This window comes from Streptomyces sp. NRRL S-646 (genome assembly GCF_000720765.1).
Taxonomy (GTDB): domain Bacteria; phylum Actinomycetota; class Actinomycetes; order Streptomycetales; family Streptomycetaceae; genus Streptomyces.
Map to the genome: position 1 here is coordinate 1 of NZ_JODC01000006.1, position 19,171 is coordinate 19,171.

General features: G+C 68.9%; 22 protein-coding genes and 2 pseudogenes. 18 read left to right on the top strand and 6 right to left on the bottom strand.

Annotated features, from left to right (window positions below; all coding sequences use genetic code 11):
- The 7 genes and pseudogenes from IH68_RS0113505 to IH68_RS0113535 form a co-directional block, all read left to right on the top strand.
- A pseudogene (locus IH68_RS0113505) lies at positions 1-739 on the top strand (condensation protein); the annotation flags it as partial.
- Positions 736-1,485: a class I SAM-dependent methyltransferase gene (locus IH68_RS0113510; RefSeq protein WP_030933715.1), complete on the top strand. Its 750-nt coding sequence runs from the start codon at positions 736-738 to the stop codon at positions 1,483-1,485. The pseudogene IH68_RS0113505 and the gene IH68_RS0113510, both read left to right, overlap by 4 nt.
- A 24-nt stretch (positions 1,486-1,509) precedes the next feature.
- Positions 1,510-2,430 (top strand): hypothetical protein, encoded by a 921-nt coding sequence (locus IH68_RS0113515; protein ID WP_037884805.1) that lies wholly within the window; start codon positions 1,510-1,512, stop codon positions 2,428-2,430.
- The gene (locus IH68_RS0113520; protein WP_030933718.1) at positions 2,427-2,651 is read left to right on the top strand and encodes a Trm112 family protein; all 225 of its coding nucleotides are present in this window, start codon (positions 2,427-2,429) and stop codon (positions 2,649-2,651) included. The genes IH68_RS0113515 and IH68_RS0113520 overlap by 4 nt, the downstream gene beginning before the upstream one ends.
- A gap of 2 nt (positions 2,652-2,653) precedes the next feature.
- A complete protein-coding gene (locus tag IH68_RS0113525; protein WP_030933720.1) occupies positions 2,654-3,484 on the top strand; it encodes an FkbM family methyltransferase in 831 nt (276 codons plus the stop codon).
- Positions 3,450-4,052: a hypothetical protein gene (locus tag IH68_RS0113530; protein WP_030933723.1), complete on the top strand. Its 603-nt coding sequence runs from the start codon at positions 3,450-3,452 to the stop codon at positions 4,050-4,052. Before IH68_RS0113525 ends, IH68_RS0113530 begins: the two co-directional genes overlap by 35 nt.
- A 208-nt stretch (positions 4,053-4,260) precedes the next feature.
- A complete protein-coding gene (locus IH68_RS0113535) occupies positions 4,261-4,491 on the top strand; it encodes an integrase (RefSeq protein ID WP_234341337.1) in 231 nt (76 codons plus the stop codon).
- A gap of 74 nt (positions 4,492-4,565) precedes the next feature.
- On the opposite strand, the gene IH68_RS53010 is transcribed toward IH68_RS0113535, so the two are convergent.
- The 5 genes from IH68_RS53010 to IH68_RS51735 form a co-directional block, all read right to left on the bottom strand.
- On the bottom strand, positions 4,566-5,375 hold the full coding sequence (locus IH68_RS53010; protein WP_078912445.1) for an AfsR/SARP family transcriptional regulator: 810 nt from the start codon (positions 5,373-5,375) through the stop codon (positions 4,566-4,568).
- A 253-nt stretch (positions 5,376-5,628) separates the two neighbouring features.
- Positions 5,629-7,221 carry an MFS transporter gene (locus tag IH68_RS0113545; protein ID WP_063763515.1) on the bottom strand — a complete coding sequence of 531 codons (1,593 nt, stop codon included), beginning with the start codon at positions 7,219-7,221 and terminating at the stop codon, positions 5,629-5,631.
- 102 nt (positions 7,222-7,323) lie between these two features.
- Entirely contained in the window at positions 7,324-7,941 is a 618-nt protein-coding gene (locus IH68_RS0113550; protein WP_030933735.1) for an NUDIX hydrolase, read from the bottom strand.
- A gap of 118 nt (positions 7,942-8,059) precedes the next feature.
- Positions 8,060-8,596, bottom strand: a complete 537-nt coding sequence (gene folE, locus IH68_RS0113555; RefSeq protein ID WP_030933738.1) for a GTP cyclohydrolase I — start codon at positions 8,594-8,596, stop codon at positions 8,060-8,062.
- A gap of 45 nt (positions 8,597-8,641) precedes the next feature.
- Positions 8,642-9,037 carry a cupin domain-containing protein gene (locus IH68_RS51735; RefSeq protein ID WP_051833414.1) on the bottom strand — a complete coding sequence of 132 codons (396 nt, stop codon included), beginning with the start codon at positions 9,035-9,037 and terminating at the stop codon, positions 8,642-8,644.
- Between the two features lie 187 nt (positions 9,038-9,224).
- Here IH68_RS51735 and IH68_RS0113565 point away from each other — a divergent pair, with 187 nt between their 5' ends.
- The 5 genes from IH68_RS0113565 (at position 9,225) to IH68_RS53020 (ending at position 12,626) form a co-directional block, all read left to right on the top strand.
- Complete coding sequence (locus IH68_RS0113565; protein ID WP_030933744.1) at positions 9,225-9,923, top strand: phosphoribosylaminoimidazolesuccinocarboxamide synthase; 699 nt, start codon at positions 9,225-9,227, stop codon at positions 9,921-9,923.
- On the top strand, positions 9,920-10,654 hold the full coding sequence (locus IH68_RS0113570) for an SDR family oxidoreductase (protein ID WP_051833415.1): 735 nt from the start codon (positions 9,920-9,922) through the stop codon (positions 10,652-10,654). The genes IH68_RS0113565 and IH68_RS0113570 overlap by 4 nt, the downstream gene beginning before the upstream one ends.
- An 80-nt stretch (positions 10,655-10,734) precedes the next feature.
- A complete protein-coding gene (locus IH68_RS0113575) occupies positions 10,735-11,193 on the top strand; it encodes a hypothetical protein (RefSeq protein ID WP_030933750.1) in 459 nt (152 codons plus the stop codon).
- Positions 11,190-12,065, top strand: coding sequence for an HAD family hydrolase (locus IH68_RS53015; protein ID WP_159403672.1), 876 nt, complete (start codon positions 11,190-11,192; stop codon positions 12,063-12,065). Before IH68_RS0113575 ends, IH68_RS53015 begins: the two co-directional genes overlap by 4 nt.
- Before the next feature lie 96 nt (positions 12,066-12,161).
- Positions 12,162-12,626 (top strand): alpha/beta hydrolase, encoded by a 465-nt coding sequence (locus IH68_RS53020; protein ID WP_078912447.1) that lies wholly within the window; start codon positions 12,162-12,164, stop codon positions 12,624-12,626.
- A gap of 131 nt (positions 12,627-12,757) precedes the next feature.
- Here the strand turns inward: IH68_RS53020 and IH68_RS0113590 are convergent, their stop codons facing one another.
- The gene (locus IH68_RS0113590; RefSeq protein ID WP_030933758.1) at positions 12,758-13,633 is read right to left on the bottom strand and encodes an ATP-grasp domain-containing protein; all 876 of its coding nucleotides are present in this window, start codon (positions 13,631-13,633) and stop codon (positions 12,758-12,760) included.
- Between the two features lie 138 nt (positions 13,634-13,771).
- On the opposite strand from IH68_RS0113590, the pseudogene IH68_RS53025 reads away from it, so the two are divergent.
- The 6 genes and pseudogenes from IH68_RS53025 to IH68_RS0113615 form a co-directional block, all read left to right on the top strand.
- Positions 13,772-13,945, top strand: a pseudogene (locus IH68_RS53025) (MerR family DNA-binding transcriptional regulator); the annotation flags it as partial.
- Between the two features lie 83 nt (positions 13,946-14,028).
- Positions 14,029-15,474 (top strand): acyl-CoA synthetase, encoded by a 1,446-nt coding sequence (locus IH68_RS0113600; RefSeq protein ID WP_030933763.1) that lies wholly within the window; start codon positions 14,029-14,031, stop codon positions 15,472-15,474.
- Positions 15,467-16,897: a carboxyl transferase domain-containing protein gene (locus IH68_RS0113605; protein WP_030933766.1), complete on the top strand. Its 1,431-nt coding sequence runs from the start codon at positions 15,467-15,469 to the stop codon at positions 16,895-16,897. Before IH68_RS0113600 ends, IH68_RS0113605 begins: the two co-directional genes overlap by 8 nt.
- Before the next feature lie 100 nt (positions 16,898-16,997).
- Positions 16,998-17,411 (top strand): CU044_2847 family protein, encoded by a 414-nt coding sequence (locus IH68_RS0113610; protein WP_037884806.1) that lies wholly within the window; start codon positions 16,998-17,000, stop codon positions 17,409-17,411.
- 137 nt (positions 17,412-17,548) lie between these two features.
- On the top strand, positions 17,549-17,998 hold the full coding sequence (locus tag IH68_RS56355) for a hypothetical protein (protein WP_159403673.1): 450 nt from the start codon (positions 17,549-17,551) through the stop codon (positions 17,996-17,998).
- A 134-nt stretch (positions 17,999-18,132) separates the two neighbouring features.
- Positions 18,133-19,170, top strand: coding sequence for a rod shape-determining protein (locus tag IH68_RS0113615; RefSeq protein ID WP_030933772.1), 1,038 nt, complete (start codon positions 18,133-18,135; stop codon positions 19,168-19,170).
- Position 19,171 lies beyond the last annotated feature (1 nt).

Below are 19,171 nucleotides of genomic sequence, written 5' to 3' on the forward strand. Positions count from 1 at the left end.
CTCCAACTGGTCCCCACCCGCCAGGGTGGCCCCCGGCACCCCCGAACCCTCCCCCGGCAACGGCATGCTCGTCACCGAACTCCCCCTGCCCCACCGCCCCAAGGGCTCCCCCTACACGGTGAACGACCAGCTCATGGTCACCACAGCCCTCACCATCGCCCACTGGAACAGAGAACACGGCGCAAGCCCCCGCCCCCTGCGCATCACCATGCCTGTGGACGACCGCCCCCGAGACGCCACCATGCCCATGGGCAATGGCACCCGCCTGGTCGAAGTCCCGTTCTCCCCAGAGGAGTTGGCCTCCCACGACCCCACCGCCATGCCCGCCCTACTGCGCCGCACGGCAACCCGCACACGCGCCCTGAAATCCCTCCCCCGCCCCCAACTCGGCCACGGCGCAGCCCTCCTCACGGCCCCCGTCACCCCCGTAGCCTGGCGAGCCGCCCTCACCCGCGGCCTCCGCAAGGCCGCGGCGCCCTGGACATCAACAACCCTCCTCAGCAACATCGGCCGCATCCCGTACCCCCTGGACTTCGGCGAGGAGGCGGGCCGTGCGCACGCGGTCTGGTTCTCGGCGCCCGCCCGGATGCCGCGCGGCCTCACCGTCACCACCGCCTCCACCGCGGGCCGCCTCCACCTCGCCCTGCGCTGGTCCCGGGCCCTGCTCAGCCACGGCGACGGCGCCCACCTCCGCGACCTGTTCGAGCACTATCTGCACTCCACGGAGCTGACCCCGTGAACGCGACCACCGCCCCCGTGCACCGCCCCGAGCTGCGCGACTTCTACGAGGACCCCGCCGTCCCGGTCGCCTCCGGCACCCCCCGCAGCCTGCGCCAGGCCCGCATGCTGGCCGCCGCCCTCGGCCCGGCGGCCACCGGCACACCCCGCACCATCCTCGACATCGGCTGCGGCGACGGCACCGCGGCCGCCACCGCGGCCCCCCTCCTGACCGGCCACCGCATCATCGGCGTCGACTGGTCCCAGGACGCCCTGAAACGGGCCCGCACCCACCTGTCGTACGCCATCCGCGGCGAACTCAGCGACGGCGGGCTCCCGTTCAAGACGGCCTCCGCCGACGCCGTGCTGTTCAGCGAGGTGATCGAGCACCTGGTCGACCCGGACGCCGCCCTCGACGAGATCCGGCGCATCCTGCGCCCGGGCGGCCACCTGATGCTCTCCACCCCGAACCTGGCCGCCTGGTACAACCGCGCCCTGCTGCTGGCGGGTGTGCAGCCCGTCTTCTCCGAGGTCAGTCTGCGGGCGATCCACGGCCGTCCGGGCACGGAGGTGGTGGGACACCTGCGGCTCTACACCGCCCGCGCGCTACGGGAGTTCGTCGCCGCGTCCGGCTACGAGGTGGTGGATCTGAAGGGCGCCCCCTTCCACGGCGTGCCCCGCCCGCTGCGCCCCTTCGACCGGCTGGCCTGCTACAGACCCTCGCTCGCCTCGATCCTTCTCCTGCACGCGCGAAAGACAAAGACGTAGAGGGGGCACGTCATGTGGTGGGGAGTGGCCGCGGCCCTGCTGGCGAACACCCTGTACAGCCTCGGTTTCGTCCTGGAGAAACGGGCGCTCACCTCGCTGCCCGAGGTGACGATCCGCAACCCCGCCCGGCTGCTCAGACTGGTGCTGGGCAGCCCGTTGTGGATCGGCGGTTCCCTCGCCCTCGCCTCCGGTTTCGGCGCCCAGCTCGTCGTGTACCGGACGCTGCCGATCGCCGCCGCCCAGGGCATCTTCGTCTCCGGTCTGGTGCTCCTCGTCCTGCTCTCCGCCCGGCTGCTGGGCGAGGAGACGACCGGACGGGAACGGTACGCGCTCGGCGCGATCCTCGCCGCGCTGCTGATGGTTGTGCTCTCCCTCAAGCAGGGCTCGGACACGGTCAGCCGCAGCGCCCCGTACCAGCTGATCCTGCTGGTGTGCGTGCCCTCGCTGGCAGGCGGCGTCTGGCTGTACGGCGCCGCGGAGCGACGCACCCGCCACCGCCACCGCGCACCGACGACGGGCGTGGAGTACGGGGTGGCCGTCGGCCTGCTGTACGGGGTCAGCTCGCTCGCCATCAAGGGCGTGTCGAGCTACCTGACGTCGAGCGGGCTGGGCGGTGCGGTGGTCGGCCTGCTCAAGTCCCCGTACCCGTATCTCCTTCTCTTCACCGGCGCGTTCGGTCTGGTGATGTCGCAGGCCGCGCTGCAGCGCTGCCGGGCCTCGCTGATCGTGCCGGTGTGCACGACGGTGACCTGCCTCTACACGGCCGTACTCGGCACCCTCTCCTTCGGCGAGGCGCTCCCGCACGACCCGCTGCGGCTCGCCCTGCGCCTGGCGGGCACCGTCCTCGCCGTCTCCGTCCTGCTGGCCATGCCCAAGCACGACCAGCCGGCACCCCAGTCTCCGCCCCAACCCCCCATAGCTGCCAAGGAGTTGACCCCTCCATGAACCCCGACGACCCGCTGCTGCGGATCCTGGCGTGCCCGCTCGACAAGGGCCCGCTGCACCTCGTCAAGCCGGACGGACCGGCGGCCCCCGAGGCCCTGTACAACCCTCGCCTGCACCGCCGTTACCCGATCGTCGACGGCATCCCGCAGCTGCTGCCCTCCTCCGGGGAGCAGGTGTCGGACGACGAGCACGAGGCGTTGCTCAAGCGGATGGCCCGGTGACCGTGACTCCGCCGCGCACCCTGGCCGCCCGGCTGGCCCCGTTGCTGCCCACCCGTCTGGTCGCCGCCGCCGCCCGGGCGGTATACCCGCGCTTCGAGCCCGAGCTGGCCCGGCTGGCCGAGCTGTGCCCGCCCGGCTGCGGCACCGCCGTGGACGTCGGCGGCTGGTACGGCCCCTGGACCCGGCGCCTGGCCACCCGCGCCCGCCAGGTGGTGACCATCGAACCGGTCCCCCACCTGGCCCGGCTCTTGACGGAGAGCGCCCCGCCGAACGTCCGCGTCGTCCAGGCCGCCGCCTCGGACCGCCCCGGCACCGCCCGCCTGTGGCTGCCGCCGGACGACGCCGGCGACCGGGGCGTGTCCTCGCTGGTGCGCCGCGACATCCACGCCCGGGCCCTGCACGTCCCCTGTGTGACCCTCGACGAACTCGGCCTGCGCGACGTCGGTTTCATCAAGATCGACGTGGACGGCAACGAGCTCGCGGTGCTCCGCGGGGCGACGGGCCTGCTGGCCCGCGACCGCCCCGCCCTGTTCGTCGAGCTGGAGTCCCGCATCCAGCCGATCGCTCCCGTCGTCACCTACCTCTCCCTGCTCCGCTACGACGGCTGGGTGCTTCCCGGATCGACCTGGGTGCCGCTCGCGAAGTTCCCCTTGGAGGCCCACCAGGCAACCGTCTCGCACGTCGTCGCCCAGGGCCTGCTGGGCCGCGTGCTGCCCTTCCGCAAGCACCCGCGCTACGTCAACTCGGTCCTCTTCCTCCCGGACGGCCGCCGTCCGGGCGCCGACGCGGTGGGCCACCATGGTTCCCATGCCGTCCGCCAAGCGCCCCGCTAGCCACCCCTTCGCGCCCCTCGACTTCCAGCTGGTCCTGCTGCGCCGCATGGCCGACCACAACCCGGACCTGGTGGAGGACGCCCGCCGCGAGCTGGGCGCCTCCATCGCCGACATGAGGGAGGCCAACAAACGCTGGCAGGCGATGCTGCATTCGCCGCGTTCCCGCGCCGCCTCCTCCCGCTACCGCTCGATCCTGGACACCCCGGAGTCGACGATCACCCGCAAGATCGGCGACCTGGACTGCGAGGCCTGGCTCTGGCCCCTCCCCCTCTGGCCGGACCTCCGCTTCGAGGTTCTCCTCGCCCCGAACGGCGCCGTCTGGAACGAATGGCTGGTCCGCGCCCCGGGCACCCCCGGCCCGGCCCTGCGCACCCTCGACGACCTCACCCCCTGGTCCTGCACGGTCGACGAGGCCGCCCGCGCCTTCGCCCCCGCCCGGCCGCTGGAGGGCACGGCACCCACACGGTGGGGGCTGGCATTCACGGCGCAGGACGGGGAGGGGGTTCGGCGGGAGGTGGCGGCCGAGTTCACTTGGGGGTTGTTGCAGCGGGTGGCCGTGGTCGGCTGAACTGCGTCACGCGTCAAGCGCCATAATCCCTGGTCCGCTTCTCCCTGAAGCATGAAGCTCAACGTCCGCTGGTACGAACGTACACGGAGACACATGGAGAAATACCGGGCGGCTGTGGGACGTGATTACCGGAAGGCCGCCTGGGCCTGGCTCTGGCCCGGCGGCTGACGGCTGTGCCGGAGATCCGCAGCGAGCAGCCCGCCTCGCGGTGCTGATCGAGTCCGAGGCGGCGTCACATCTGACTGACGTGCCGTACGCCCTCCGCCACGCGGGCGTCTCGCTACGGCTTGAGTCCGGCGTCTCCCCGGCCGAGGTAGCCCGCCGGGCAGGCCACAGCATCGCGGTCCTGTTCCGCTTCAACGCCAAGGCGATTCACCGCAACCATGAGGGCGCGAACCAGCAAACCGAGCGGGCCTTGGCAGCAGCTGAGGAGTGGTAGGCATCGGCCACCCTTCGAAAGCTCGCAGCCCCGCCCTGGTCTGGGGAGACTGATCGACTGGAAGAAACCATCGTTCATGAGCTGTGTGGGAAGCACACCAGAGGCTGGGTCAACTCCACGGCCCGGACGCGTACCTCCGACTCGCCCCGCAGAATCTGCTCCTCAAGGCGCCGCAGGTCATTCGTCGGATCGATCCCTAGTTCGTCCGCGAGGATACGACGGACCTGCGTGTAGGCGGCGAGAGCGTCAGCCTGTCGACCCATGCGGTGGAGGGCGATGATCAGCATTTCCCAGATCCGTTCCCTGAACGGGTGCTGCTGGGTCAGGGAGCGCAGTTCCGGTACGAGAGCGTCTGACTGCCCCAGTTCAAGGCGCACTTGCGCGTAGTGCTCGACGGCGAGCAGTCGCAGTTCCTCCAGACGCTGCAGCTCCCCCTGTAATTGAGGCCCTGTGGACACTCCCGCCAGGGGGCTTCCTCTCCAGACTTGCAGAGCCTGCACGAAGTGCCCTGCCGCTTTCTCCGCCTCTCCCTTCACCATGGCGTCACTGCCGCTTTGCAGGGCATTTACGAATAGATCCAGGTCGAGTTCACCGAAGTCTACCCTTAAAGCGTATCCGCCACTGTGGGTCGATAATCGGTCTTCCGGCTCCCCGACCTGATGGAGGATTTTACGCAACGCGGCTATATGTCCTCGCATGTTGACCTGCGCCGAAGGCGGAGGCTTCCTCCACCAAGACGACTCCAGCAGGCGGTCGATAGTCACGACACGATTGGCACCCATCAGGAGCACGGCCAGTACGATTTTTCGGCGAGGGCCGCCAATCTTGATGGGAGGCCCTCCATCCATGGACATCTCGACCGGCCCTAAAATCTTGAACTCCACTTACCGTCCATCCTCGTCGAGCAACTCAGAGATTTTACATTGCCTTATCATTAATTCCCTGAGTCCGGGAAATCAAACAGGTGCCCGCCGGGACTGAATGAAAGGAAAACCGAAAGTTCCGTGTGGCACGGAGTCGGGAAGAGACAGGAACGGCGAACGCTATTCATGAGTCGCCGGACGTCAGAAGATCAGTGATGTGTACGGATGACTCCGACCTGCTCCGGACGTTCCGACGAGTCAGGATGACTCGTTGCTAGCGGCCGCCGGGGACGGCATCCGAATCCGAAAGTTCGGCGTCGAAATCTTCCGGGCTGGAGTCCCCCGAGCGTCGACGCAGCAAGGTCAGACTTGCCGCCCCCAGAATCAGCAGGACGCCCGCGTTGACCACTGCAGCCACGTGCATTCCGTCCGTAAAAGCCGACTGGGCGAGCGCGAGGAGTTCACTGCCCGCACGTTCGGGCAGTCGTCCGGCCAATTTGGCAGCACCGCCAAGTGTTGCACGCGCCGCCTCGGCAAGATCGGGTCTGAGGCCCGGCGGAAATCCCTCCATCCTGGAGCGGTACACGGCGGCGGAGACGGAGCCCACGATGGCCACACCCAGGGCGTTGCCCAGTTCGGCACCTGTCTCGCCCACCCCCGAGGCGCTGCCGGCACGTTCAGGCGGAGCGCTGCTGATGATCACGTCATTGGTGAGGGCGAGCGCCGCTTGCACTCCGAAGGAAGTGATGGAGAACCCGGTGACGACGAAGGCCGGCCCGGAATCCATGCCGACCTGAGTGATCAGTACGAGTCCTGGTACAGACAGAAAGAACCCGCCCGCCATGGTCCATGCAGGACTTGTGCGGTTGGCCAAGAGGGGAGCCAGCAGCGTACCCACCACACCGGCCGTCATCGCCGGCAGCGCCCAGAGCCCGGCCTTCAACGGAGACAGACCCAGCACTAGCTGGAGGTACTGGAGAACCAGGAACTGTGTCCCGGTCACCACGAAGAGGCCCATGGTCTGACCACCTAGTGACACCCCGAAACCCGGGCGGGCAAAGAGCCGCAGATCGAGCATGGGGTCACTCAGCTTCAGCTGCCTCCTCACGAACACGACGCCCATGACGAGACCTGTGGCGATACTCAGCAACGGCGGCCCATTCACACCTCCCTGGGCCAACTGTTTAATGCCATAAACCACCGGTAACACCATGGCGATGGACAGCGCGACGCTCGAGAGGTCCAATCGACCGGCCTGCGGATCGCGATACTCCGGCAGCAGCAGCGGACCTGCGATCAGTAGTACGGCACCCACGGGAACCCCGAGCAGAAACACTGAGCCATACCAGTAGTGCTCCAGCAGCGCGCCGCCGATAAGTGGGCCGATCATGCCGCCGATACTGAAATTGGTCATCCACACGGCGATCGCCACTCGCCGTTGCCCCGCGTCACGGAACATATTGCTGATCAGCGAGAGAGTGGACGGCATCAACGTCGCCCCGGCGATGCCGAGCAGTGCGCGCGCGGCAATCAGCATCGGCACGGTAGATGCGTAGGCGGCAAGCAACGAGGCCGCAGCGAAGGCGACGGCACCAGTCAGCAGGAGCCTGCGCCGCCCGATCCGGTCACCGAGAGTTCCCATCGTGGCGAGAAATCCGGCGACAAAAAATCCGTAGATGTCCACGATCCACAGCAGTTCCGTACTGCTGGGATCCAACTGTTCGCTGAGATAAGGCGTTGCGAGATGCAGTACGGTCATGTCGATACCGATGAGCATGGTCGGCAGAGCCAGAACCGCCAGACCGATCCACTCCCGTGGCCCGGCCCTGCCTGCCCTATCGGTACGCATGGCTAACCGCCTCCTCATCCTCCTGCGTGCACCAAACAGCGGCCCCAATGCGGCGACCTCCGGGAAGCTTAGGGGCTGTCGTTGCCGGGTCAACCAACCATCAACAGCAATCAAGCCATTTCAGAGGACAGCCAACACGTCCTTGTAATAGGTGAGTAGATGTTTCACCGCATACGTGATCGGACGGTTCAGTGCCTCGTCCGGTGTGAGCCACAGCACGGTAGTGCCCTCCGGACCGAGTTCCACCGTGACGTCGGCCTCGACCGCATCGACCGTCTGATAGACGTGCCACAGATGTGCGTCAGCGCCACGGCGGCAGCCGTCGCCAGGGATCGGTGTCCTCGCCACGTGCTTGAGACGGTGGCCGACGATGCCGGTCTCCTCCTGAAGCTCGCGAACTGCCGCTTCGTCGGGCGACTCGCTGGGTTCGACGTGCCCGGCGGGAATGGTCAGACCGAAAGGAAACGCCGTACGGTCGAAGAAGAGAAAGCGCCCGCGGGCGTCGCGAACGAACACCCCTGCCGTTTCGTGCCAGTACTCGCCCTCGGAGTCCGTCCACCACCGGACCGCGGGATCCAGCACCAGGGCCCGGTCCGAATCGTTCCCGCAGACACGGCACACGGCGCGGCGCCTGCTGCCTTCGGTACGCCACTCGACCGAATCACGGTGGCAGTGCAGGCAGTAGTGGTGCACGACGCCATCCCGCAGCGCGTCCGGCGGAAGGAAGTCCAGTTTCATCTCTTTCTCCGATAACGCCGCACGTATCCAGGGCTTTGCTCACAGGCACGGCTTCGCGTGGCAGGAATGCAAGGCACCTGTCACGCGAAGCCGCTATGCCGAAGGATCCGACAGCCCGTCAGGCGTCCAGGCCGTACCGGGTGAACAGTTCCTTGTCACCAGTGACGTACGAGGTGTCGGTGATTACCGTCTGGTCGGACGGTCCCCTGCTGCACATGCACATGTGGCGGCCAGTGGAGACCACTCGTGCCGCGCGGGCGTCACCCGAGGTCATTATCTCCTCGGCGATGTCCTTCACGAGGTGCTCCTGGATCTGGAACCGGCGGCTGAACGCCTGCACCAGCCGCGGGAACTTGCCCAGGCCGAGGATCCGGCTGCCAGGCACATACGAGATCGCCACCTGCCCGTAGAACGGCAGGAAGTGGTGGGCACAGATGGAGTAGTAGTTGATGTCGTGCACGCGAACCACGCCGGCGTGCTCTCCCTCGACCTCGACGGTGGTCTTGAGGATCTTCGAGGTGTCGATCTCGTAGCCGCTCAGCAGCTCTCGGTATGCCCGAACGATACGGGGCTCACACTCCGGCTCCCGGTACCACTCGAGCGCGCGCTTGTCGGTCGTGACATTGTCCTCGAGCCACTCTGCGATGGAACTCATTCAACCCCTCCTGGTGAACGGAATTTACGAATTCAGCTCTTGCTGTTACTGGTCCGTCTTCGGCCAGTCCTTCGGAGGCGGCTGCCCCAGAAATTCGATTACTACGTTCCGATAGAAGTGGTCGCTCCTGTTGACCAAGCGGTGCGGCTTCCCACGGCGACGGTGCACGACCTGGCCCAGGAAGTCATCCTGGTCCTCGATTTCACCGTCCTCGTATTCAAGTCGCACCTGACCAGGGCTGTCGACCACGAAGACGTAGTCCCAGGGGTGCTCATGCCACTCGCTGGCGTCGCCGGGGTTCAACTCCAGCAGCCAGACTCGTGTGGTCTCGTCCTCGAACAGCAACTTCGTACCGGCAGTTCCGTAGTGCCTGTCGGGAACCTTGCCGCGCAACTCATCCGGGATATCCCAGCTGCCCGTCGCCTTCTCGGCCTGTCCCATTTTCCGCGGCCACCTCCTTACTCAGGTTTCTTGATCTAGCGCCTCCGACAGGTTGCCTCAACCGGTTATAAATCCTGTACAAATCACGTACATTTACTAGTCCACCGTAGACCGGCAGGTTCCTCCTGTTGTAACTTCACCATGCGGCGAACAGTGCAGCGACAAGGCCGAGCGCAGGAGGGTGAAAATGACGAATGCCCTGAGGGAACCTGACATCAAGGGTCGCAGCAAGAAGCTGTGGAAAAATGGCGACGGCACCTGCGACATAGAGCTGATACCTAGCCTTCGCAGCTATACGTATGATCGCGAGGAAATATTCCCGAAGACTGCTGGGCTACGTCTGCACTTCTACGAAGTGGCCGCCGCTCGCCTGGCCGAGGAGGGTGTACAGACGGTCTTTCGGGAACGGATCGGGGACATCACATACCGAGCCGATTACGTTCCGGCTCCGCCGTACGAGGTCATCGTCAAGAACATCGCCACAGGATCCACGGTACGCAAATATCCGGGGCTCTTCCCGGAAGGTCACCGCTTCGACCCCCCGGTTGTAAAGTTCGACTACCGGACCGATCCGGAGGACCAGCCCATCGGCGAGGATTACCTGCGGGCAAGCGGCGTCGACGTCGACGCTTTCCGGCTGTGCGCATTGACGTGTAACGAAAGCCTGCGGAGTTGGCTGGCACCACTGGACCTGTGGGATTTCTGTTTGGTGATAGGGACGGGTCCGGACGGACGGCCAGTGATCAACTCCGAGATCTCACCGGATTGCATGCGGCTGCGGGACGAGTCAGGTAAGCCCCTGGACAAGGATCTGTTTCGGCAGGGCGCCGACGAAGCCACGGTCGTCACTGCATGGACTGATCTGGTGCGCAGGATCAGCGGATGACCGTCCCGTCGGGCGCGCTCGCCGCAGACCTGGGCCACCCCGGGCGCACTGTGCTGCTGACCGGTGCCAACAGGGGCACCGGCCGAGCCATCGCTGACAGGTTGCACGCGGCGGGCTGGGGCGTGTGTGCACTGGGCCGCACGCCGGCGCAGTTGCCCTGGCTCCGAGAGGTTCACTGTGACCTCCGGTACCCCGAGGAGGTGGGGTCCGCGGTGGACCAGGCGGTCGCAACGGCCAATGGTCTGGACGCCGTGGTCGTCAACGGAGTCGTACGGTCGCTCGGTGCCCTCTCCACGTTGCCCCTGGCACGTTGGCGTGAGGCGATCGATGTCAACCTGACCTCGGCAGTCGCCCTGGTCCAGGCAGCTCTGCCACATCTCCGGAACGGCGGGGGCCGAATCGTCCTGATGGGAAGTCACGCGGGCAGCCGGTTCTTCGAGGGCGGGGCGGCGTACTGCGCAACCAAGGCAGCCCTCAAGGCGATCACGGAGGTGCTGCTGCTGGAAGAGCGCCTACATGGTGTATCGACCACCCTTGTCAGCCCGGGAGCGATTGCCAACCTCCCCGGTGACGACTCGCCGTTGAAGATGGCCGTCTCCTCGGTCGCCGAGGCAGTGCACTGGGTGCTGGAAGCGCCGGAGGACACCGTGGTCGGCGAAATCGAACTCAGGCCGGCACGGCTCACCGATCGTCCGGCCATGCATGGCCTTGACCGACTCCAATCCGTCTAGCGCGCCGCGCACTGCCGCACGGCTTCGCTCACGAGGCGAAAAGCTGAGCTCGGGACACGGTGCCATCCGAAAGGAAGGGCATGAGCGAGCACACGATCATAGGCGTTGGCACACGAACCAGCGTCGGCTGGGATCTCGGAGTGGGCCTCGTGCACGTGGTGGCTGACGAAGTCACACCGGAGGACGCGTCCTTGCCTGATGTGCAGGTCAGTTTCTCTTCGCGCGTGTGGATATCGTTGGACCGCAGTGGGCGCCCCGTCGACCTGGACATCCTGGACGTCCCGCCCATCCTCGTCGGAGTCGTCCCTCCGGCCCGGCGCGCTGATCCACCGGCGAACGCCTCGCAAGGTTCGATCCCGTGGCTTCTGGACACCGAAAGCAACTGGATATGGATGGAGCTCATCCAAGGCCCTGCTGAACAGCGTCTGGAGCGGGCAGGGCGAGTCGAATTGCGACTGGTGGGAAGCAGGGCCACCCGACTCAGACTGCGGGTACCCGTGGCCGGCATGCCCGGCCGTACCGATCGGATCCGGTCGTGACAGCACCGGACCGCGCGCAGCTCGTCTGCACCGATCTCGACGGCACGCTGCTGAACAGCGCCGGCGCTGTGGGACCGGTAACCCGTAAAGCTCTCACCGAGGCAGCCGCCTGCCGCGTACCGGTCGTGTGCGTGACGGGGAGACCTTTACGTGATGCCTTGGTCGTAGGCCGCGAACTCGGCTCAGGCGGCCTGGTCGGCTGCAGCAATGGGGCCGTCATGGCCGAGATTCCCAGCGGCCGTGTCCTGATGTGCCGTGGCTTTTCAGCAGATCGGGCAGGCTTTGTGCTACAGCAGTTACGGGGGCGGCTGCCGGACATCGTCCTGGGGGTGGACACGCTCCGGGGCCTCTTCCTGGAAGAGGACTTCGCCGCCCTGGTTCCCCACTGCTGGCGGCACGACGTCGTCATCAATGCGGGCAGCAGTCTGGCCTCGGACGATCGGGTGGTCAAGATTCTGGCCGTCCACCCCACAGTACCGGCGCGTACTCTCGCCGACCTGCTCATTCAGCCCAGTGACGCCCTCACGGGCACATGTTCCACACCCCACTTCCTGGAGATGTCTCCGAACGGGGTGGACAAGGGTGCATCGCTGCGCTGGTTGGCCAATCATCACCGCCTACGACTCACCGCCACAGTTGCCGTCGGAGACATGCCGAACGACCTGCCGATGCTGCGCGCTGCCGGGCTCGCCGCGGCCGTGTCGAACGCGCATCGGGACGTACGCCGCGCCGCGGACCTCATCCTGCCGAGCAATGACGAGGAGGGAGTGGCAGACCTCATCACCATGGTCTGCCGCATGGACAGCAAGACGCCGCCCGGCGCCAGGTCCACACACACTGGCCAAGAGCGTGACAGAGCTGGATCAGGGTGAGACAGGCTCTACGCGGAAAGGGTTGGGCCGCTCGGGCAATTCACCTCCTGCCCCTTCCACCAGGGGCGCAGCGGGTTCGCACCTGTCGGGGTCGGGGTGGCCGATGTCGGCCGAAAGGTCGCGCAGCACGCCGAACAACCAGGTGCGCTGGTCGTCGATGACCGCGCGCACCGGTGGGTGCGGTCGGGGTACTCGGCGGCGGCGTTGAGGAACTGGCAGCCGCGGAAGCCGTCATCCAGGGTCGCGTCGCCGAGTACGGCCATGACCGCGCGGACCACCTCGCGCGGCGGCCTGCCCTCCCGCGCCCGTCCGACCGCGTCCCGACCGGTACGCGTGCAGGCCCTGACGGCGGAACTGTCCGGCACCCCGGCCTGGCGCACCCTGCCCTCCTGGGCCGTGGTCGCCACCCAGGACAACTCCATCCCCGCCCAGGCCCAGGAGTTCATGGCCGAGCGCGCCGGGTCACACGTCGCACGCGTGGAAGCGTCCCACGCGGTGTCCATCTCGCAGCCCGACGCGGTGGCCGACCTGATCATCGAGGCGGCCAAGACCACTTGCTGACCGGTCGCTCGTCGCCGCCGACACGGTCCATGGGCTGCGGTGGCGGCGACGAGGTCTCTCCGCTGAAACCCTCTCGGGCCACAAGCGGCGAGAGCCTCATACGTCCCACCGTAAGGAGGCTCTGAGAAGGGTCACTCGCAGCCGGCGGCCTCCAGGACCGCGTCCCTGACCACCGGCAACGACCCGGGATGCAGAAACAGAAACAGATTCGGCTCGACCAGCTCCAGTTCCATCACCCGCGGCTCCCCGTCCGCCCCGTCGACCAGGTCCACGCGCGCGTACAGCAGCTCGGGCGCCCCCGGTACGGCGGCCAACGCCCGCTCTGCGACGGCGAGTTCGGCCGGGGTCGGGGACCACGGCGCGAGGTCCGGGTGGGCCACCTTGGCGGCGTCGTACGCCGTGCCCGGCGCCAGTACGGCGCCCTTCCGGGAGGCGTGCAGGAAGCGCCCGCCGAAGAACTGCAGGGCCCGCTCGCCGCTGACGTCGATGCCCGTCAGATACGGCTGGACCATCGCGGTCAGGCCCTCCTCGTGCATGCGCCCGAGGTGCCGTACGGCTGTGTCGTGGTCGTCCGGCGTGTAGCGGGCGGCGTACCGGGCGCCCGCGCCCGAGGTCGGCTTGATGACGTACTCGCGGTCGTCGGGGAGGTCGGGGGCGTCGCCGGGTGCGAGGTAGCGGGTGGGGACGACGGGTACTCCGGCCTCCGCCAGGTCCCCGAGGTACCGCTTGTCGGTGTTCCAGCGCACGACCTGCGCCGGGTTGGCCAGCCGGGTGACCGCGGCGCATTTCTCGGCCCACGCCACGAATTCCTCCGCCCGCCAGCTGTAGTCCCAGGTCGACCGGATGACGACGAGGTCGAAGCCGCTCCAGTCGGTGTCGGGGTCGTCCCACGGGACGGCGACGGCCTCGGCCCCGGCGTCCCGCAGCGCGCCCGCCAGCATGGGCAGGTCGCGGTCCTTGCTCGGCTGCGCGCCGGGGTCGTAGGTGGCGAGTGCAACTCGGGGCACGGCGGACTCCAGTTCGTACGTCATACGGCGGCGGATCGCTTCGCAGGCTAACGGGGGCGCCCGCAACCGAAGCAACCGGATTGACCTTCCCCCTCGGTGAAGCCCCAGCATCGGTGACGGACACGGGAGGACTGCCGGATGCGCAGGGACATGCTCACGATCGGTGCCTTCGCGCGGGCCTGCCGGCTCTCGCCGAAGGCTCTTCGCCTCTACGACGAGCTGGAGCTGCTGCGCCCCGCCCGGGTCGACCCGCACACCGGCTACCGCTACTACGCCGTCGGGCAGCTGGAGCAGGCCCGGCTGGTGGCATGGGGAGACCTCCTGATCGCCGTCGGCGGGGCGGCTGGTGTAGGAACGGTGGTGTCGTTCCTGCCCTTACGGATGGAGTGCATCGCGTGTCCTCTCTCTTTCCCGCCCTGGAGAGCCCGAGCGAGCAGGTGGCTCTGTGCTTCGGCGACCGGTCCCTGACGTACGCCGAGCTCGCCGCCGCGACCGGTGCCCTGGCGGCCTGGCTGCCGCGCGGCGGACGGGTGGCGATCTGGGCCACGCCGGCGCTGGAGACCGCGGTGGCCGTGGTGGCGGCGCTGCGGGCCGGGGCGGCCGCTGTACCGCTCAACCCGAAGTCGGGTGAGAAGGAGCTCGGGCACATCCTGTCCGACAGTGCGCCGTCGGTGGTGCTCGCGGCTCCGGCCGATGAACTGCCGTCCACAGTACGGCAGTTGCCGCGCCTCGACGTCGACGTGGCCGGCACCGGAGGCCCCGCCCTTGCGCCCTCCCCCGGCGACGAGGACCCCGCCCTGATCGTCTACACCTCCGGCACCACCGGCCCGCCCAAGGGCGCCGTCCTCCCACGCCGGGCGATCGCCACCACGCTGGACGCGCTCGCCGACGCCTGGCAGTGGACCGGCGACGACGTGCTCGTGCACGGGCTGCCGCTGTTCCATGTGCACGGCCTTGTGCTGGGCATCCTGGGCCCGCTCCGGCGCGGTGGATCCGTCCGCCACCTGGGGCGGTTCAGCACGGAGGGCGTGGCGCGCGAGTTGAACGAGGGCGCGACCATGCTGTTCGGGGTGCCGACGATGTACCACCGGATCGCCCAATCGCTGGAAACTGACCCGGAGTTGGGGAAGGCCTTCGGACGGGCGCGGCTGCTGGTCTCGGGGTCCGCCGCGCTCCCGGTCCACGACCACGAGCGCATCGCGGCCGCGACCGGGCGGCGGGTCATCGAGCGGTACGGCATGACGGAGACCTTGATGAACACCAGCGTGCGGGCGGACGGCGAGCCGCGCGCGGGCACGGTGGGCGTGCCGTTGCCGGGTGTCGAGCTGCGGCTCGTGGAGGAGGACGGGACGGCGATCACGTCGTACGACGGCGAGACCGTCGGCGAGATCCAGGTGCGCGGCCCGAACCTGTTCACGGAGTATCTGAACCGGCCCGATGCGACGGCCGCCGCGTTCACCGCCGACGGGTTCTTCCGGACGGGCGACATGGCCGTCCGCGAGCCCGACGGCTATGTGCGGATCGTCGGCCGCAAGGCCACCGACCTGATCAAGAGCGGCGGTTACAAGATCGGGGCCGGTGAGATCGAGAACGCGCTCCTGGAGCACGCGGGGGTGCGGGAGGCGGCGGTCACCGGGGAGCCGGATGCGGATCTGGGCGAGCGGATCGTGGCATGGGTGGTGCCGGCGGATCCCCAATCACCGCCCGGAGCCGATGAGTTGGCGGACCATGTGGCGGGCCGCCTCGCCCCGCACAAGCGTCCGCGCGTGGTCCACTACCTGGAGAGCCTCCCCCGCAACGACATGGGGAAGATCATGAAGCGGGCACTGCACCGTGCCTGAGCCCCGCCTCTCCGCCCGCGAGATTCTCGCGCTGGTCACCGACGCCTCGACCTTCACCGAACTCCCGTACCCGGCAAGGAACTCTCGCCCCGACGGCCCCCTTGCCTGGCAGGGTTACGACGCCTCGCGCGCCCGCGCGGTCGAACGCACCGGCGAGACGGAGTCGGTCGTGTGCGGCACGGCCCGGGTCGCGGGCACGCAGGCGGTGCTGATCGCCTTCGAGTTCGGCTTCCTCGGCGGCTCGCTCGGTGAACGGACCGGCGACCGCCTGGAGGCCGCCTACGGCCACGCCCGTGCGCACCGCCTCCCGGTCGTACCGCTGGTGGCCACGGGCGGCAGCCGTATGCAGGAGGGCATGCTCGCCCTCACCCAACTCCAGCGGGTGGCCCGCCAGTCGGCGCTCACGAGGGAAGCCGGGCTCCCTCAGATCGCCGTCCTTCGCGACCCCACGACGGGCGGCGGCTGGGCCACCCTCGGCGCGGGCGCCGACGTGATCCTCGCCCTGCCCGGCACCCAGGTCGGCTTCGCGGGCTCCCGGGTCCGGCCCCCGGACGCGGATCCGTCGGCGTATGCGGCGGAGGCGCAGGTGGCAGTGGGGGCGGCGGACGCGGTGATACCCCTGACGGAACTGCGGGAGACGCTTGGGTTGTGGCTCCGCCTGCTTTCCGCGCCCCAAAGGGGCGCGGGGCTGTATCGAGATGCGGCACCACCGCGGGGCGCGACCAGCCACAACGCTGCCGCGGACGCCATACAACCCAATGCGGCACCACCAGCAGCACCGCTCCCTTTCGCCCTCGGCACTCAGGACCTGCCCAAAACCGGCTGGGACGCCGTCCAACAAGCCCGCTCTGCCCAACGCCCCCGCGCCCACGCCTACTTGGACGCCTACTTCACGCACCGCGTAGCGATCCACGGCGACCGCTGCGGCGGCACCGACACAGAGGGCATCCTCTGCGGCTTCGGCGAGCACGCGGGCCGCACCGTCGCCTACGCCGCACAAACAGGCACCGCCACCCGCCCGGCGGGCTACCGCACCGCCGCCCGCCTGCTCCGGCTCGCGGACCGGCTCGGCATCCCGGTGCTGACGCTGGTGGACACTCCGGGCGCGGCCAACGACGCGGAGGCGGAGCGGCAGGGCGCGGGCGCCGCGATCGCGGAGCTGTTCGGTGCGGTGGCGGCCGCCCGCGTTCCGGTCACGACGCTGGTCATCGGCGAGGGCGGCTCCGGCGGTGCACTCGCGCTTGCCGCGGCAGGCAACACCTGGGCCACCCCGGACAGTTACTTCTCGGTGATCGCACCGGAGCTCGCAGCCGCGATCCTCAAGCGGCCGCCGGAGGAGGTCGAAGCCACGGCCGACCAACTGCGGATCCGGCCTCAGGACCTGGTGGAGCTGGGGGTGATCCGGGGCATCGTCGGGCCCTGACCGGCAGCCCGGCCCCGCAGAACCCGGGACATCGTCAAGCACCGTCGGCAACAATGAAGTTCGGCGAGGTCACACAGCACACGGGGGAGCGAGCGGCACCATGGACGGGTTGATGGAGTTCAGGACCGAGGACGGTGCCCGGGTCGTCGTGGAGGGCGTGGAGAGCGAGACCGGCGCCCGGCTCGTCTCCCGCCGCGGCGGCCCCGTCCAGGCCGCGCGGACCTTCGAAGCCGCCTTGGACGGTGTGCGGGCGGCGGCCGAGTCGGCGCTCAGGGTGTTCCGGGACGGCTCGCTGAGGCCCGACACCGTGGAGCTCGAGTTCGGGGTGAAGCTCAGCGCGGAGACCGGCGCGGTCATCGCAAAGGGCGCGGCGGAGGGGCATCTGGTGGTGAAGCTCCATTGGTCACCGGAACCGTCCCAGACGGCTCCGGAACCGGCCCGACCGGCTTCCGAACCGGCCCGGCCCGCTCCGGAACCGCCGCAACCCGCTCCCGCGGCTTCCGGCCGGTCATGAGCACAGCTGCCTGGCACGCCCGTATCGAGTGCGGGAACGAGGTCGGCGCGAGTTCCTCGTCTCGGCTCGGCGGGTGCTGACGTGCGCGGCACTCCTCCGGCACACGCTCGACGACAGAGAGGCCCAGCATCATCGGTGTGTCGACGTCCCTCCGGGACGAGCTGGGCGAGAACCAGGGCCAGGCTCCCTGGCTGGAACCCCTCGGCCCTGACCCGGCTGCCGGTTGGTACCGCCCCGGCCTCCTCGCTCGCGTGCTCCACGAGAGCACCCCGTTCCTGCCTTCGGCCCTGGGCCCGCCCCCTCTCACCGCCACACAGCCCCTCCCCGAACCCAACGGCCTGACAAGGAACGTCGTCTTCGCCTCGCAGGCGGCACGTTCATCGGCGCCGTCGAACTGTCCTGGCACGTCGACGACCCGGTCGCGCATGTCCGCGGCGGGCCGCCACCCGCTCACCCGCGCCGGAGCGGCCCGGCGCGCCGTGAGCGACGCACTGCGCCACTGGCCGGTGCCGGGGCTGTCGGTGGCCTGCTCGATTCGGCTGACGGCGCACAGGGAGGAGCCAGGGGCCCCACCGCGTCGAACATAAACCGCCAACCCCCCATTCAGCAGCACCCCGACCGGCCCCCCACAAAAGGCGCCACCCCCCTCCGGCACCGCACGATGCCATTGGGACCCGCTGCCCGGCGGCCCCACGGTCTGCGTTTCTCTGGAGGGCCCTGCATGACCGCAAGTCTGGAGCAGTTGCGGCGCTGCCATTTCGCCGTTGACCTGGGGGCGGCCCGGACCCGTGTCTACGTCAGGGGCGCCGGCCTCGTCGTCGACCAGCCGTCCGTCGCCGCCGTGAACACCCGTAGCGGCGCCCTCATCGCCGTGGGTGACTTCGCCGAGCGGATGCGGGGCCGCACCCCGGCGCACATCCGCGTCGTGCGCCCGGTGTCCGGCGGCACCGTCGTCGACATCGAGATGGCGCAGCGCATGCTCCGGGGTCTGCTCGGCGACAGGCTCCGCCGCGCCCTGCGCCGCAAGCCCTTCCTGCGTGCCGCGGTCTGCACTCCGCACGAGGCCGACCCGCTGGCCCGGCGGGCGGCCGTCGAGACGCTCGTCGGGCTCGGCGCACGGCGCGTGGAGCTGGTCGACACGCTCATCGCCGCCGCCGTGGGGTGCGGGCTGCCCGTGCAGCAGCCCGAGGCCACCATGATCATGGCCTGCGGGACCGCGACCACCCAGGTGGCCGTGCTCTCGCTCGGCTCGACCGTGAGCTCCGAACGCATTCCCGTCGGCGGCGACGCCGTCGACCACGCGATCGTCCAACACCTGCGCCACCAGCACGAGTTGATGCTTCCCAGCCAGTCCGTACGCCCCCTGCACCTCGCCCTGTCCGACATAGGGCTCACCGCCCAGGGTCCGAAGTCCACAGTGATCCGGGGGCGGGACGTGGTCACCGGTCTCGTCCGCTCGGTGCAGGTCGACACCGCCGCCGTGCGCGAGGCGATCGAGACCCCGCTGACCGCCGTGGTCGACGTCATCGGCCGGGTGCTGCGGGAGTGCCCGCCCGATCTGGTCGCCGACCTCGTCGACCGCGGGATCATGCTGGTGGGCGGCAGCGCGCTGCTGCCGGGGCTGGACGAGATGGTGCGGCAGGCCACCGGCATGCCGGTGCACATCGCCGAACGGCCCGACGTGTGTGCCGTACAGGGCCTAGGCTACATGCTGGAGGGCAGGATCGAGCCGCTGGTGCTCGGCCCGACCGTCATGTGAG